General features: G+C 69.0%; 16 protein-coding genes. All 16 read left to right on the forward strand.

Annotated elements, in window-relative coordinates; translation table 11 throughout:
* Nucleotides 1–8: 8 nt before the first annotated feature.
* The 16 genes from STH_RS06205 (at nt 9) to ileS (ending at nt 15,095) form a co-directional block, all read left to right on the forward strand.
* Complete coding sequence (locus tag STH_RS06205) at nt 9–737, forward strand: DUF881 domain-containing protein (RefSeq protein ID WP_011195347.1); 729 nt, start codon at nt 9–11, stop codon at nt 735–737.
* A gap of 1 nt (nt 738) precedes the next feature.
* Complete coding sequence (locus STH_RS06210) at nt 739–1,125, forward strand: small basic family protein (RefSeq protein WP_011195348.1); 387 nt, start codon at nt 739–741, stop codon at nt 1,123–1,125.
* Nucleotides 1,126–1,283: 158 nt separating this feature from the next.
* A complete protein-coding gene (gene ftsA / locus STH_RS06215; protein WP_050742142.1) occupies nt 1,284–2,525 on the forward strand; it encodes a cell division protein FtsA in 1,242 nt (413 codons plus the stop codon).
* A gap of 24 nt (nt 2,526–2,549) precedes the next feature.
* Entirely contained in the window at nt 2,550–3,614 is a 1,065-nt protein-coding gene (ftsZ, locus tag STH_RS06220) for a cell division protein FtsZ (protein WP_011195350.1), read from the forward strand.
* Between the two features lie 311 nt (nt 3,615–3,925).
* Nucleotides 3,926–4,933 (forward strand): sigma-E processing peptidase SpoIIGA, encoded by a 1,008-nt coding sequence (spoIIGA, locus tag STH_RS06225; RefSeq protein WP_011195351.1) that lies wholly within the window; start codon nt 3,926–3,928, stop codon nt 4,931–4,933.
* Entirely contained in the window at nt 4,917–5,672 is a 756-nt protein-coding gene (sigE, locus tag STH_RS06230) for an RNA polymerase sporulation sigma factor SigE (protein ID WP_011195352.1), read from the forward strand. The genes spoIIGA and sigE overlap by 17 nt, the downstream gene beginning before the upstream one ends.
* A 129-nt stretch (nt 5,673–5,801) precedes the next feature.
* Nucleotides 5,802–6,575, forward strand: coding sequence for an RNA polymerase sporulation sigma factor SigG (gene sigG, locus STH_RS06235; protein WP_043713614.1), 774 nt, complete (start codon nt 5,802–5,804; stop codon nt 6,573–6,575).
* A gap of 134 nt (nt 6,576–6,709) precedes the next feature.
* The gene (spoIIR, locus tag STH_RS06240; protein WP_011195354.1) at nt 6,710–7,351 is read left to right on the forward strand and encodes a stage II sporulation protein R; all 642 of its coding nucleotides are present in this window, start codon (nt 6,710–6,712) and stop codon (nt 7,349–7,351) included.
* A gap of 81 nt (nt 7,352–7,432) precedes the next feature.
* Complete coding sequence (locus STH_RS06245) at nt 7,433–7,678, forward strand: YlmC/YmxH family sporulation protein (RefSeq protein ID WP_011195355.1); 246 nt, start codon at nt 7,433–7,435, stop codon at nt 7,676–7,678.
* 145 nt (nt 7,679–7,823) lie between these two features.
* Nucleotides 7,824–8,735: a peptidoglycan editing factor PgeF gene (pgeF, locus tag STH_RS06250; protein ID WP_011195356.1), complete on the forward strand. Its 912-nt coding sequence runs from the start codon at nt 7,824–7,826 to the stop codon at nt 8,733–8,735.
* Nucleotides 8,678–9,634 (forward strand): HlyD family efflux transporter periplasmic adaptor subunit, encoded by a 957-nt coding sequence (locus STH_RS06255; RefSeq protein WP_043713617.1) that lies wholly within the window; start codon nt 8,678–8,680, stop codon nt 9,632–9,634. Before pgeF ends, STH_RS06255 begins: the two co-directional genes overlap by 58 nt.
* 60 nt (nt 9,635–9,694) lie before the next feature.
* Nucleotides 9,695–10,390 (forward strand): YggS family pyridoxal phosphate-dependent enzyme, encoded by a 696-nt coding sequence (locus STH_RS06260; protein WP_242654582.1) that lies wholly within the window; start codon nt 9,695–9,697, stop codon nt 10,388–10,390.
* 23 nt (nt 10,391–10,413) lie between these two features.
* Entirely contained in the window at nt 10,414–11,025 is a 612-nt protein-coding gene (locus tag STH_RS06265) for a cell division protein SepF (RefSeq protein WP_011195359.1), read from the forward strand.
* A 39-nt stretch (nt 11,026–11,064) separates the two neighbouring features.
* Nucleotides 11,065–11,355 (forward strand): YggT family protein, encoded by a 291-nt coding sequence (locus STH_RS06270; protein ID WP_011195360.1) that lies wholly within the window; start codon nt 11,065–11,067, stop codon nt 11,353–11,355.
* A 21-nt stretch (nt 11,356–11,376) separates the two neighbouring features.
* A complete protein-coding gene (locus STH_RS06275) occupies nt 11,377–11,931 on the forward strand; it encodes a DivIVA domain-containing protein (RefSeq protein ID WP_011195361.1) in 555 nt (184 codons plus the stop codon).
* Nucleotides 11,932–12,278: 347 nt separating this feature from the next.
* Nucleotides 12,279–15,095, forward strand: coding sequence for an isoleucine--tRNA ligase (ileS, locus tag STH_RS06280; RefSeq protein WP_011195362.1), 2,817 nt, complete (start codon nt 12,279–12,281; stop codon nt 15,093–15,095).
* The last annotated feature ends 27 nt before the right edge of the window (nt 15,096–15,122 follow it).

A 15,122-nucleotide genomic window follows, 5' to 3' on the forward strand; every position in this document is an offset into this window, starting at 1 on the left:
GTGAGGCCATGTCCGCACAGATGAGGAGGGTTCCCTGGGCGACGGCCCTGGTCGGGGTCGCCCTCGGACTTATGCTTTCGATGCAGTTCAAGGTGCAGCGCCAGGTGGCCCTGGCCGACCTGGCCGCGGTGCAGCGCACGGAGGAGCTGGTGGCCCAGCTGGCCGCCGCTGAGGCCCTGCGGGACGAGCTGGCCGCGGAGGTCGAGGCGCTGCGGCAGCAGCAGCTGATCTCGGTGAAGACCCAGAACGAGTACCAGGCCCTGGCGGAGCGGCTGGAGCAGGCGCAGATCCACGCCGGGCTCCTGCCCCTGACCGGTCCGGGCGTGACCGTGGTCATGGCCGACTCGGTGCTGCCGGTGACGCCGGGCGAGAACGCCAACAACTTCATCATCCACGACGAGGACGTGCTCCGGGTGATCAACGAGCTGCGGGCGGCCGGCGCCGAGGCCATCGCGATCAACGGGCAGCGGGTGACCAGCCGGACCGAGATCCGCTGCATGGGTCCGGTCGTCACCATCAACGGCGTGCGCACCGCGCCGCCGCTCAACATCGTCGCCATCGGCAACCCGGACGAGCTGGAGCGGGCGATCATGATGAAGGGCGGGGTGGCCGAGTCGCTGAAGTACTGGGGCATTCAGATCACCGTGAAGAAGGAGACCTCGGTGCGGGTGCCCGCCTACACCGCGTCGCTCCGGCTGAACTACGCCCAGCCGGCCCTGGAGGAGGTCGCACCCTGAGATGTGGATCATCATCGTGGGCTTCATCGCCGGAATCCTGATCGGCATCTTCTCGCCGTTCACGCTGCCGGTCGCGTACGCACGGTACCTCTCCATCGCCGTGCTGGCCGCCCTGGACACCTCCTTCGGCGGGCTGCGGGCCAGCCTGGAAGGCACCTATGACAACGCCATCTTCATCACGGGCTTCTTTACCAACACCCTGCTGGCCGCCGGACTGGTGTACCTGGGGGACCGCATCGGCGTCGACAACCTCTACCTGGCCGGCGTGGTGGCCATGGGCATCCGGATGTTCCAGAACCTGGGCATCATCCGCCGGTTGATCCTGCAGCGGTGGGGGTTCTTCCACCGGGACGAGGAGACGCTCCAGCACCACGGCCTCCAGGACTGAGCGCGCAGCCTGCGTATGCCACCCAGCTGGCTGCGCGCTTCCTCGTCGTCTCCCAAGAATTATAGCGCCAGCCATTATCAGGAGGAGGATTCCCCCACCGGGTGTTGAATGAAGTTAAGAAGTGCACGGATGATGCCTGAGTGGAGGGGGCCGGCTCCGTGGCGGAGAACCTGGTTCTGGGTCTAGATGCCGGCAGCACCCACGTGGCGGCCGCCCTGGCCGAGGCGCCGGAGGGCGGGGAGCCGCGGGTGATCGGCGTCGGGCTCGTCCCTTCGGCCGGGGTCTACCGGGGGCTGATCAGCGACCTGAGCGCGGCGGCGCGGGCGATGCGGAAGGCCGCAGAGGCCGCCTGTGCGATGGCCGGTCGGCCGCAGGTGAACCGGGCCGTCATCTCCATCTCCGGCGCCCACCTCCGCTCCGAGGTCGGGGCAGCGGCCGTGGCCGTCCCCCGGCCGGCAGCGGGCGTGACGCCCGAACTGGTCCGCCGGGTCCTCGATGCCGCCGCGGAGGCGGTGGAGCCCAGCGCGGGCCGGGAGCGGGTACACGTGATTCCGCGCAGCTACCAGCTGGACGGCAGCGTGCCGCTGCGGGATCCTACGGGCCTCTGTGGGCGCACCCTCGCCGCCGAGGTCCAGGTGGTGACCGGCGACGCGCTGCACGTGCAGAATCACCTGCGGGCCGCCAGCCAGGCGGGCTTTGAGGTGGCGGACTACCTGGTGGCGGTGCGGGCGGCCGGCGAGGCGGTGCTGACCCCGGAGGAGCGGGAGGAGGGCGTCCTGCTGCTGGATATCGGCGGCGGCACCACCGGCGTCGCGGTGTACGAGCTGGGACATCTCTTCCACCTGGCGGTCCTGCCCGTCGGTGGCGACCATATCACCCACGACCTGGCGACCGTGCTCCGCATTCCGGTGGAGACGGCCGAGCGGCTGAAGCGGGAGCGGGGCTGGGCGGCTCCCCGCCTGGCGGGGGACGGCACCGTGACCCTGCCCACCCCGTCCGGGCTGAACACCTACGAAGTCAGCGAGAAATACGTGGCTGAGATCATCGGCTCGCGGGTGGAGGAAATCCTCCAGATGGCGGCGGCAGCGGTGAAGCGTTCGGGCTACGCCGGGCTGTTCCCCGCCGGGCTGGTGCTCACAGGCGGCGGAAGCCGCCTGCGCGGGCTGGCCGGCTATGCCGGCGATTGCCTGAGCCTGAAGAGCCGAATCGGCACACCGGCCGACTCCCTGGCCGCCGAGCCCGAACTGGCTGCGGCGGCCGGGCTGGCACTGTGGGGCGTGCGGGCCGCGCCGGCGGCCGCGGAGGGCGGGGAGCCCAGCGAACCCGCAACGGATGCGGCCGAGGCGAGGCCGGCGCGAGCAGGACGGTTACGGGACTGGCTGAAAGCCCTGTTCCACTAGCGCCACGTGAGGAGGATCACAGTCGTGAACGATTATGAGCCGGGGTTTGAGCAGTTAGCCTGTATCAAGGTCATCGGCGTTGGTGGCGGCGGCAACAACGCGGTCAACCGCATGATTTCGGCCGGCCTCCAGGGCGTTGAGTTCATCGCCGTCAACACGGATGCCCAGGCCCTGAAGAGCGCGCAGGCCCCGACGCGGCTGCAGATCGGCGCCAAGTTGACCAAGGGGCTGGGGGCCGGGGCCGACCCGGAAATCGGCAACCGCGCCGCCGAGGAAAGCCGTGAGGAGATTGCCGCCGCGCTGCGCGGCGCCGACATGGTCTTCGTGACCGCCGGCATGGGCGGCGGCACGGGCACCGGCGCGGCGCCCGTGGTCGCGGAGATCGCCAAGGAGCTGGGCGCGCTCACGGTCGGCGTGGTGACCAGGCCGTTCACCTTCGAGGGCAAGAAGCGGGCCATGCAGGCCGACAAGGGCATCCAGAACCTGCGGCAGAAGGTCGACACCCTGATCACCATCCCCAACGACCGGCTGCTGCAGGTGGTGGACAAGAAGACCAGCCTGATGGAGGCCTTCCGGGTGGCCGACGACGTGCTGCGCCAGGGCGTGCAGGGCATCTCCGACCTGATCGCGGTGCCCGGGCTGATCAACCTGGACTTCGCCGACGTGCGCACGATCATGTCCAACACCGGCTCGGCCCTGATGGGCATTGGCGTGGGCCGGGGTGAGTCCCGCGCCGCGGACGCCGCCCGGGCCGCCATCTCCAGCCCGCTGCTGGAGACGACCATCGACGGCGCCAAGGGCGTGCTGCTCAACATCACCGGCGGTCCGGACCTCGGGCTGATGGAGGTCAACGAGGCCGCGGAGATCATCGCCCAGGCCGCCGACCCCGAGGCGACGATCATCTTTGGCGCGGTCATCGACGAGTCGATCCAGGACGAGATCCGGGTCACGGTCATCGCAACCGGCTTTGGCGACGGCGACTTCCCCGCCTGGGGCCGCCGGCGCGCCGGCCAGAACGCCGTGGGCGAGGTCAAGCCCATGGTGGACGAGCTGGACATCCCGGCCTTCCTGCGCCGTAAGCCGCAGTAAGCCTGTGACCGCCTGATTTTCAGCGCTCCCCGAGGTTCGGGGAGCGCTTTCGCGCGCGTGCCGCGGATGGAGCCGCTGGCTGGGGGTGCCGCGTGTGGGTTCTGCACGGGTGGAGCCGCGGCGGGGGCGGGCGGGCAGCGGCGCCCGGAAGTGGCGGCACACCGCGGATTTCGACAGAAAGCGCGGCAAAGGCCCGCCAGGATGCGACCACAACCGACAGCCCCGCCGGGCTAAGATGTTGGCATAAATCCCGGACTTGCTTCGTACTCTCGCGCTGCGGGACGGGGTGAGCCTGACGGGGGTGGCCTGGTGTGTCCGGTCTGCCCGCGGTCCGGCCGGATGTGTTCTTCCTGGTCAACTTCGGCCTCGACCTCGCCCTGCTGTGGTTCGCCGCCCGGGCGGCGCGCGTGCGGTACCGCGCGTGGCGGCTGTGGGTGGCTGCCCTGCTGGGAGCGGCCCTGGCGGTGCTGCCTGTCCTGCTGCCGGACGTCCCTGCCGCGGCGCCGGCCTCGCCTTCTGCCGGGCCGGCACCCAAGGCGGGGTGGCTGTTCTCCGGCGCCGCCCTGCTGGCGGGCAGCGCGGCGCTGGCGTGGCTCCTGGTCTGGCCCGGACCCTGGGCGCAGTTCGCCGCCGTGTTGGGCTTCTTCTGGACCGGCCTGATCCTGTCCGGGGGGCTGCTCTTCCTGCTGGCGGAACGCTACCCGGCCCTGTTCGCCGCACCGCCCGCCGCCCTGGTGGCGGGCGGCGCGGGCGTGGCCCTGGCGGGGGCGCAGCTCCTCTGGCAGGCGTACCGGGAAAGGGCCGAGGTGGACGACGGGCTGTACGAACTCGAGGTGCGCGTGGACGGCCGGCGTGAGGTGGTGGAAGGACTGGTGGACTCCGGCAACCTGCTGCGCACGCCCGTCGGCCGGATGCCGGTGGCCGTGGTCGAGGGCGGCCGGCTGCGGAGCCTGCTGCCGCCGGCGGTGCTGGAGGCAGCGTCGTCCGGTCCCATGGGGCTGGACGGGCTGCCGGCCGAGTGGCAGAGCCGGTGCCAGCTGGTGCCCTTCGCCGCGGTGGGGCGGAGCGACGGGTGGCTGCTGGTGATCCGGCCGGACGGCCTCTCGGTCCGCCCGCGGGGACGGGGGGACTGGGTGCAGGTCGAGGGCCGGGTCGGACTGGCGGCGGGTCCGCTGGATCCGGAGGGGCGCTATGCGGCGCTGCTGCCGACTGCGATGATCGCCGCGGCGCGCCGGGCGCACGGCCGTGCCCGAGGGCGTCCCGTGGAGGCACAATCCGGCGAGAGAGGAGAGGGGAGGCCCGATGTACACGTTCGTTAGGAGACAGATACTGGCGCTTCAGGGGGCCCTCTTCCGGGTGTCCACCCGCGTGCTGCGCTGGCTGGCGGCCAGGGGGCTGGTCCGGCCCAGGGCGATCTACTACGTCGGCTCCAGCGAGGCGCTGCCTCCGCCGCTCACCGGCGAGGAGGAGGCGGCCCTGCTGCAGCGCCTCACCCAGGGCGACGAGAGCGTCAAGAACACCCTCATCGAGCGGAACCTGCGACTCGTGGTCTACATCGCCCGCAAGTTCGACAACACCGGCATCTGGGTGGAGGACCTGGTCTCCATCGGCACCATCGGCCTCATCAAGGCGGTGAAGACCTTCGATCCCTCCAAGCGGATCAAGCTGGCCACGTACGCTTCGAAATGCATTGAAAATGAAATCTTAATGTATTTACGCCGGGCGTCCCGCACCCGGAGCGAGGTGTCCTTTGACGAGCCGCTCAACAAGGACTGGGAGGGAAACGAACTGCTCCTTTCCGACGTCATGGGCACCGACAGCGACATCACTTACCGGGGCCTGGAGGAGGAGGTCGACCGGATGCTTCTCCGCAAGGCGATGGCCAAGCTGACCGGGCGGGAGAAGCGGATCATGGAGCTGCGGTTCGGCCTCGTCGATGGGCGCGAGCGTACCCAGAAGGAGGTGGCCGACCTGCTGGGGATCTCGCAGAGCTACATCTCCCGGCTGGAAAAGCGGATCTTCAAGCGTTTGAAAAAGGAAATCCTGCGCATGGAATGACGAATCGTCAAATATTTTACAGTGTCTGTAAGCAATTCCTGAAGGCGGAATAGCGCTTCCCGGCCGTGGACATACTCCCACTTGAATGGGGCAGCCGTTCGGCGCCCATGGGGGAGGCATCGTCCCGGCATGATGATCAACAAAGTGGAGATCCCCGGGGTCAACACCGCCAAGCTTCCGGTCCTGACCAACGCCCAGATGCGGGAGCTCTTCGTCCGGATGCGAAGCGGTGAGAAGGCGGCCCGCGACGAGCTGATCACCGGCAACCTGCGCCTGGTGCTCAGCGTCATCCAGCGGTTCAACAACCGCGGGGAGTACGTCGACGACCTGTTCCAGGTGGGCTGCATTGGCCTGATGAAAGCCATTGACAACTTCGACCTGGGGCAGAACGTCAAGTTCAGCACCTACGCCGTGCCGATGATCATCGGCGAGATCCGGCGGTACCTGCGGGACAACAACCCGATCCGGGTGAGCCGCTCGCTGCGGGACATCGCCTACAAGGCCCTGCAGGTGCGGGACGCGCTGGTCAACCGGCTCTCTCGGGAACCGACGGTGCAGGAGATCGCCGACGAACTGGGGCTTCCCCTGGAAGAGATCGTCTATGCGCTGGACTCGATCCAGGAGCCGGTGTCGCTCTTCGAGCCCCTCTACAATGACGGGGGCGACCCCATCTACGTCATGGACCAGGTGAGCGACGAATCGCAGCAGGACTCGCAGTGGCTCGAGGGCATCAGTATCCGCCAGGCCCTGCACCGGCTGAACGAGCGGGAGAGGCTCATTCTGACGCTCCGATTCTTCGAGGGAAAGACGCAGATGGAGGTGGCAGAGGAGATCGGCATCTCCCAGGCGCAAGTGAGCCGTCTGGAGAAGGCTGCGCTGTCCCACATGCGCAAGTACGTATAGCGTTCACCGCTCATGCCCTGTCCCCGAAGAGGGGATGGGGCTTGTTTTTATGTCAAGCTGGTTTAGATTATGGTTAACCTGGGTATAACTCTTCCCGAGACGATGGGACGCACATCCCCTCGGGAGGAGCGACGATGAACCGGAAGCTGATCACCGGCTGGCTGCTGATCGTCCTGGGCCTCGGGCAGGCCGGCGGCGGCGTGCTCCTGGCGGCGGCCGCACGGGCGGAGGACGCGGCGCTGGCCGATCCGAATCTGGTGCGCATCCACGTGATCGCGCACAGCGATTCCCCGGAGGAGCAGGCGCTGAAGCTGGCGGTGCGCGACGCGGTGCTGGACCGGCTGCGCCCGGCCCTCTCCGGTGCCCGGAGCCGTGCGGAGGCGGAGGCCCGGATCGCGGTCTTGCTGCCGGAGCTGGAGCAGGCCGCCAGGGCGGTGGCGGCGGCGTGGGGCGCGGCCCACCCCGTGCGGGCCGAGCTGGGCACCTACGCCTTCCCCGGCAAGGGGTACGGCGACCTGTACCTGCCCGCCGGGCGGTACCGGGCCCTTCGCATCCTGATCGGCGACGCCGCCGGCGCCAACTTCTGGTGCCTGGTCTATCCGTCCTTCTGCTACACCATCCGCGAGGTGCAGGTCCCTCCAACGGAAGCGGTGGGAACCACCCTCCCGGAGGGATGCGCGGACGGGTGCGCCGGGTCATGCACCGGTCGATATCCCGAGCCGTGGGCCGAAGGCTGTCCCGGGATCTGCACGGCCGGGTGCGTCAGCCCCCTGTAGACCGGCCCCCGGCCGCGGCGGATTCGGCCAAGCCCGGTCCGCATAAGATTGGGTTGAGCAGCGCGGAGGAGGGCGGTCACGGTGGCCAAGGCATCGGACCTGCGCAAGGACGTGATCGACATCCGGACCGGACGCCGGCTGGGCGAGCTGATCGACGTGGAGATCGACGAGAAGTCCGGCCGGATCACGGCGATCATCGTGCCGGGAGAGGGCCGTTGGTTCGGCCTGTGGGGCGGCGGCCCCGACATCGTGATTCCCTGGACGAAGATCGTCTGCATCGGCCCCGACTGCATCCTGGTCGAGATCGAACGGCCGATGCCGGTCTGACGGTCCATACGGGAGCGGTTCCCCGTCCCTCGGGTGAGCCGCTCCCTGCATTGTGCGGAACGGTCTCACCGGATGCGTCAGGATTGCGGATTTCTGCTAGAATAGAGGCTATGAAAAGTTAACTTGTGAGAGGGGTTGGCGCCGGGTGAGCGTGGCGACGTGGGCGGAACACGACGGGGTGCCCGTGCTGCATCTGACCGGCCTGGAAGCGCTGGGGGGCGTCCGGGCCATCTTCACGGGACGGCGCGGCGGCGTCAGCCAACGCTGGGGCGGCGGGCTCAACTGGAGCCTGAGCGTAGGGGACCGGCCGGAAGACGTGCGGGAGAACCGGCGCCGGACCCTGGCCATCCTGGGGCTGGCCCCCGGGTCGGCCTTCATGGGCGGCCTGGTGCACGGCAACCGGGTGGTGGCCGTCCGGGCCGACGGCTGCGACCCCACGGACGATAGTCGGAACCGCGCCGACGACGTGCGGGTGATCCCCGGCGCCGACGGTCTGATCACCGACCGGCAGGGCATCGCCCTGGTCATCACCGCGGCGGACTGCGTGCCGGTCTACCTGTACGACCCCGTCCGCCGGGTGATCGGTGTGGTCCACGCCGGGTGGCGGGGCACCGTCGCGGGCGTCGCCGCCGAGGCGGTCCGGGCCATGCGCGAACACTACGGCTGTGATCCGGCCGACATCCACGCCGCCATCGGCCCCTCCATCGGCCCCTGCTGCTACGAGGTGGACGAGGCGGTGGCGGGGCCGGTCAGGCAGCACTTCGGCGATGGGGCGGAGGGCCTGCTCCGGCCGTCGGCCCGGGCGGGGCGCCACATGCTGGATCTCTGGGCCGCCAACCGGCTGGATCTCACGTCCGCCGGGGTGGGACAGGTCCACGTAGCCGGTGCCTGCACCGCCTGCCAGCGCGACCGGTTCTTCAGCCATCGGGCGGAGGCCGGCGGCGCAGGCCGCGGCGCGGCCATCATCCTCCTGTCCCAGTCGGTGAAGGGAGGGTCCCCATGGGCACCGTCACGCAGCTGCGGCCAAAGCCCCGGCGACGCCGCCGATGGCCCGTGATCCTCCTCGCCGTCGCCGCCCTTGGAACGGGGCTGTACATCTGGAACCCGGCGGTCCTCCTCACGGCCGCGCCGGCGGAACCCGATCCGCTGGCCGGCGTGCGGCAAGGCTCGCTGCGGGTGACCCTGGAAGCGGACGCCGTGCTGGTGCGACGGGAGCAGGTCTACCGGGCCCCGCAGGCCGGCACGCTGCGCCGGCTCGCCGCCGAGGGGGCGCGGGTGCGGGTAGGCGGCCAGGTGGTGGCCTTCGCCCCGGGCCAGTCTGCGGCCGCCTTGGAGGAGGTCATCACGACGCCGGTCTCCGGCGTGGTCTTCTACCAGACCGACGGCCTGGAGGAAGTGCTCACGCCCGAGGCGGTGGCGGGCTGGGGACCGGAGGCCTTCTCCACGCTGCCGTATCCCGACACCCGGGAGATCGCGGACGGCCCCGTGGAAGCCGGGGAGCCGCTCTTCAAGCTGGTGGACGACCTCTCGCTGGAGATGCTGCTTCGGGTTTCCGCGGACAGCCTGTCGGAGTCCCAGCAGGCCGTTCTGCCGGGCCAGGAGGTGGAGCTGCAGGTGAGCGGGCGCGACCTGCCCCTCACGGCCCGGGTGGTGCGCCTGGCCGCCGCGGGGCCGGACCTGCTGGTTCATCTGGAGGCGCCGCTGCCCTCCGCGGACGCCCTGCGGCTCCGGCGGATGCGGGTTTCGCTGCTCCTGGCGGAGTACGAAGGGATCATCCTGCCCCGGGCGGCCATCGACGTGGAGCAAGGGCGTACCGGGGTCTGGATCGCCCAGCGCGGCGGCTACCGTTTCGTGCCTGTCCGGGTGCTGGGCGGCACGGCCGACGAGGTGGCGGTGGAGGGGGATGTGCCGCCCGACGCGCAGGTACTGACCGCCCCGCCGCCCCGCAACCGATGACCCGGGAAACCCGGGGCCATCCGTGGTAATTCCATCCGGTACTGGAAGGGAAGTTGGTTCGTGGTGTCGAAGATCATGGAAAATGTCAGCCTGGTCCTGGAACGGATCAGGCGGGCCGCGGAGCGGGCCGCACGGGATCCAGCCGGGGTGCGGCTGGTGGCCGTCACCAAGACCCGGACCGTAGAAGAGATCGAGGCGGTCCTCGCGGCCGGTATCCGGGACCTGGGCGAAAATCGGGTGCAGGAGCTGCGCAGCAAGGCGCCGTTCCTGCAGGACAGGCAGCCGACCTGGCACCTGATTGGCACGCTGCAGACCAACAAGGTGAAGCAGGCCCTCGAGTGGGCGGAGCTCATCCACTCCCTGGACCGGTCCGCGCTGCTGAGCGAGCTGGTCAAGCAGGCGGAGCGGCGGGGGAGGCCCGTAGACGCCCTGGTGCAGGTCAACGTGTCCGGCGAGGCGTCGAAGCATGGGCTACCCCCGGGCGACCTGGAGCCGTTTCTGCGCCAGGTGGCGCAGCAGCGCTGGGTGCGGGTACGCGGGCTGATGACCATGGCTCCGCTCTCCGACAACCCCGAGGACGCCCGGCCGCACTTCCGCCGCCTGCGGCAGCTGCGGGACCAGATGCAGGCCCTCGGGATCGAGGGGGTCAGCCTCGAACACCTGTCGATGGGGATGTCGGGCGACTATGAGGTCGCCGTCGAAGAGGGCGCCACCTTGGTTCGCGTCGGCACGGCCATCTTTGGACCGCGAGATTGACCACCCGGGGAGGTAACCGATCAATGCCGAACAAGCCTGGCCTCTGGAGTCGACTGGTGGACTACCTGGGGTTCGGTCCGGAAGAGGACGAGTTCGAGGACGGGGAGTTGGAGCAGGTCCAGCCCGCTTACCAGGAGGAGCCGCCGCGCCGCAGTGCGCCCGAGCGGCGGGGGCAGGTGGTGCCGATCAGCGCCGTGCCCAGCAAGCAGGGGACCGTGAAGGTGGTTGTCGTCGAGCCGCGCTCCTTCGAAGAGGTGCAGACGATCGTGGACCAGATGAAGGCGCGGCGCCCGGTGATCCTCAACCTGGAGTCGCTGGACAAGGACCTGGCCCAGAAGATCCTCAACTTCCTCAACGGGGCGATTTACGCGCTCAACGGCGAAACCCAGCGGGTCTCTGCCGGGATCTTCTTCTACGCTCCGCCTGGCATTGACGTCTCCACGATGGGGCGGGGCCTGACCGGCACGGCCATCGGCGGCGGCGCCGTCGACCTTCCCCCCGGCGTCCTGGAGAAGCTGATGGGCACCGCCTCCGGCAGCCAGGAGGGCGACCTGCTCGCCCGGACCGCCCGGCGGTCGGAGGAGGGCGATCGCACGGGCGCGGACCGGTCCAAGTTCGACTGGCGCAACCAGTAAGCGGGTGCCGACCGCGGACCGAGAGGAGACCGGAGCTGGATGCAATTTCTCATCTACCAGACGGTCAGCATCTTCCTGTCCATCCTGGAGGTGCTGATCTGGGCTCGTGTTCTCATGTCCTGGTTTCGACCGCGCTACAGAACCAGCAGCAACAGCTGGTTCTTTACGATTGAGGACTACGTATGGCGGGCCACGGAGCCCATGCTCGCTCCGATCCGAAACATCCTGCCCGACATGGGCATGATCGACTTCTCCCCGTTCGTGCTGATGATCCTGCTCGCCCTCGTGCGCCGGCTCGTGGGAATGCTGATCTTTGGGCCGCTCCTGTGACAGGAGCAGGAGGAGTGGAACATGGGCATCACCCCGGTCGACATCGCCAACAAGGAGTTTCCGGTGCGGATGCGGGGCTACGACCGCGACGCCGTCGATGACTTCCTGGACCAGGTCGTCCAGGAGTTCGAGGCGCTCATCCGCGAAAACGCCAGCCTGCGGGAGCAGGTGGAGCACCTGAACCAGCGGCTGGAGCAGTACCGCAGCCTGGAGCAGACGATCAACCGCACGCTGGTGCTCGCCGAGGAGTCGGCGGAGGAGATCCGGGAGAACGCCCGGCGCGAGGCGGAACTGCTCATGAACGAGACCCGGGCCCAGGTGGAGCGCATGCTGGAGGCCGGTCAGGAGAAGGCGCGCCAGATCCTCGCGGATAACGCCGACCTCATCCGGGTGCTGGACACCCTGCGCACCCAGGTCAGGGCCCTGTTGAAATCGCAGCTCGAAGCCCTGGACGGGCTGCCCGATCCCCTGGCCCACGTGGCGGCGGCCCGGCTGTCCGACGCGGCGCCGGACCGGCCGGCCCGGGGGATCGAGCCCCGGAACGGTCTGTCCGCCCAGGCCGAGCGTAACCGCTAGCGCGCGGCCGCTTTCGCTTGACAGCCCCATGGGCCCGTGGTAACCTAATCCAATAACGTCCCGGCGATGATGAGGACGAGTAGCAGGCGGGCGCGGGTCAGAGAGCCGGTCGTACGGGTGCGAGACCGGTCCCGAAGGCGGCCTGTGAAGATCACCTCTGAGCTCCTGCCCGAGGCCCGTGCCGGTTCCCGGCGAGGGCGGTAGGCGCAGGCGGCCTCGCCCCCGTTAGAGCGGCGGAGAGTTGGCGGCAGCCCTTCGGGCGGCCGCTGAACGAGGGTGGTACCGCGAGCGCAGCCTCGCCCCTTACGGGGCGGGGTTTTTCACTTCTTCCGGAAGGAGCGGCACAGATGGCTGAGAAGACCGATTACAAAGCGACGCTGAACATGCCCCGCACGGACTTCCCCATGCGGGCCAATCTGCCCACGCGGGAGCCCGAGCAGCTGAAGAAGTGGGAGGAGATGGACCTCTACAACCTGGTCCAGCGGGCGACGGCAGGCCGGCCGAAGTTCGTGCTGCACGACGGCCCGCCCTACGCCAACGGCGACATCCATCTGGGCACGGCCCTCAACAAGATTTTGAAGGACATCATCGTCAAGCACGCCACGATGGCGGGCTACGACGCGCCCTACGTGCCGGGCTGGGACATGCACGGCCTGCCCATCGAGCTGCGGGCCCTGAAGGACATGAACATCGACCGCCGCAAGATCGATCCCCTGGAGCTGCGGGCGAAGTGTTATGAGTACGCCCACCACTGGCTGAACGTCCAGCGGGAGCAGTTCAAGCGGCTGGGCGTCCGGGGCGACTGGGAGAACCCCTACCGGACCGTCGCCCCCGAGTTCGAGGCCAAGGAGGTCGAGGTCTTCGGCGCGATGGCCGCCAAGGGGTACATCTACCGGGGCCTGAAGCCGGTCTACTGGTGCCCGTACTGTGAGACCGCCCTGGCCGAGGCGGAGATCGAGTACAACGAGAAGACCTCGTACTCCATCTACGTGCGGTTCCCGGTGGTGGATCCCCGCGGGAAGCTCCCCGAGGGCAGCTACCTGGTGATCTGGACGACCACCCCGTGGACCATCCCGGCCAACCTGGCGGTGGCGGTCCATCCTGAGGTGGAGTACGGCGTCTACGCCACCGAGAAGGGCAATCTGGTCGTCGCCACGGCCCTGGCGGAGAAGTTCTTCCAGGCCGTGAACCTCCCGGCCGCGGAGCCCGTGGCCACGCTGAAGGGCGCCGACCTGGAGGGGATCACCTACCGGCACCTGCTCTATGACCGGGTCTCGCCCGTGATCCTGGGCGACCACGTCACCACCGAGGACGGCACCGGCCTGGTGCACACCGCCCCCGGCCACGGCCACGAGGACTTCGAGGTGGGCCAGAAGTACGGGCTGCCCGTGCTCAACCCGGTGAACGATCAGGGCGTCTTCACCGCCGAGGCCGGGCCGTTTGCCGGCATGTTCATCGAAAAGGCCAACCCGGAGATCATCAAGGCCCTGGACGAGGCCGGCATGCTGCTGGGCCAGGGCAAGATCCGCCACCAGTACGCCCACTGCTGGCGGTGCAAGAACCCGGTCATCTACCGGGCCACGGTGCAGTGGTTCGTCAAGGTGGAGGGCTTCATGGACATCGCCAAGGAGGCGATGAACCACGTCCGCTGGATTCCCGACTGGGGCTACAACCGCATGTACGCCATGATCGACGGCCTGGCGGACTGGTGCATCAGCCGGCAGCGCGCCTGGGGGCTGCCGATCCCCATCCTGACCTGCTCCGCCTGCGACGAGCCTTCCTTCGAGCCGAAGATGTTTGAGAAGATCGCCGAGATCTTCCGCGCCGAGGGATCCGACGCCTGGTGGCGGCGGCCGGCGGAGGACTTCATGCCGGAGGGCGGCCTGACCTGCAAGAAGTGCGGGGGCCGGACGTTCCACAAGGAGAAGGACATCCTCGACGTCTGGTTCGATTCCGGCTCCAGCCATGTCGGCGTGCTGGAGACCCGGCCCGAGCTCACCTGGCCGGCCGACCTGTACCTGGAGGGGTCCGACCAGCACCGGGGCTGGTTCAAGTCCTCCCTGCTGACCGCCGTGGTGGCCCGGGACGGAAAGCCGCCTTACAAGGCCGTGCTGACCCACGGGTTCACCGTCGACGAGCAGGGGCGGAAGATGTCCAAGTCGCTGGGCAACGTGGTGGACCCCGCCGACGTGATCAAGCGGTACGGCGCGGACATCCTGCGGCTCTGGGTGGCGTCCACCGACTACCGGCATGACATGGCCCTCTCCGAGAACATCCTGAAGCAGGTGGCCGACGCCTACCGGAAGATCCGCAACACGCTGCGGTACCTGCTCGGCAACCTCTACGACTTCAACCCCGACACCGACATGGTGGAGCGGGACGACCTGCTGGAGATCGACCGCTGGCAGATGCACCGGCTGCAGGAGGTCATCCGGAAGGTCACCGAGGCGTATCGGGAGTACGAGTACCACATCGTCTACCACACCCTGAACAACTACTGCGCGGTGGACCTCTCGGCGGTGTACCTGGACATCCTGAAGGACCGGCTGTACACCAGCGCCCCGGCGTCCCGGGAGCGGCGGTCCGCGCAGACCGTGCTCTATCACGTGGCTGATGCCCTGATCCGCATGCTGACGCCCATCCTGACGTTCACCGCCGAGGAGGCGTACAGCCACCTGCCCAAGCCGGCGGGATCGCCGCCCACCTCGCAGCTGCTCATGATGCCCCAGCCCGATCCCGCCTACCTGGACGAGAACCTGGCGGCGGAGTGGGACCGGCTGATGGAGCTGCGGGACGCGGTGCAGGTGGTGCTGGAGCGGGCCCGGGTCGACAAGCTCATCGGCTCCAGCCAGGAGGCCGCCGTGAACCTGTATGCCAGCGGCGGCGAAGGCTCGTGGGCCGAGCTGCTGGACAGGCACCTGCCCGACCTGCCTTCGATCTTCATCGTGTCGGACGTGAAGCTCTTCGTGGGCGGCCAGTCGGCGCCCAGCGGCACGTACTTCGGCGAGGGCCCCGGCGACCTCTCGGTGGAGGTGGTGCGGGCTGAGGGCGAGAAGTGCGAGCGCTGCTGGAACTACCGGAAGGTCGGCGCCATCGAGCAGCACCCGACGCTCTGCGAGCGCTGCGCGGGCGTGGTGCTGTCGCTCAATCTCGACAACGCCTAAGCAGGTCGGCGGCGGGGGGATATGTCC

Origin of the sequence: Symbiobacterium thermophilum IAM 14863 (assembly GCF_000009905.1) — a bacterium.
In the GTDB taxonomy this organism is placed as follows: domain Bacteria; phylum Bacillota; class Sulfobacillia; order Symbiobacteriales; family Symbiobacteriaceae; genus Symbiobacterium; species Symbiobacterium thermophilum.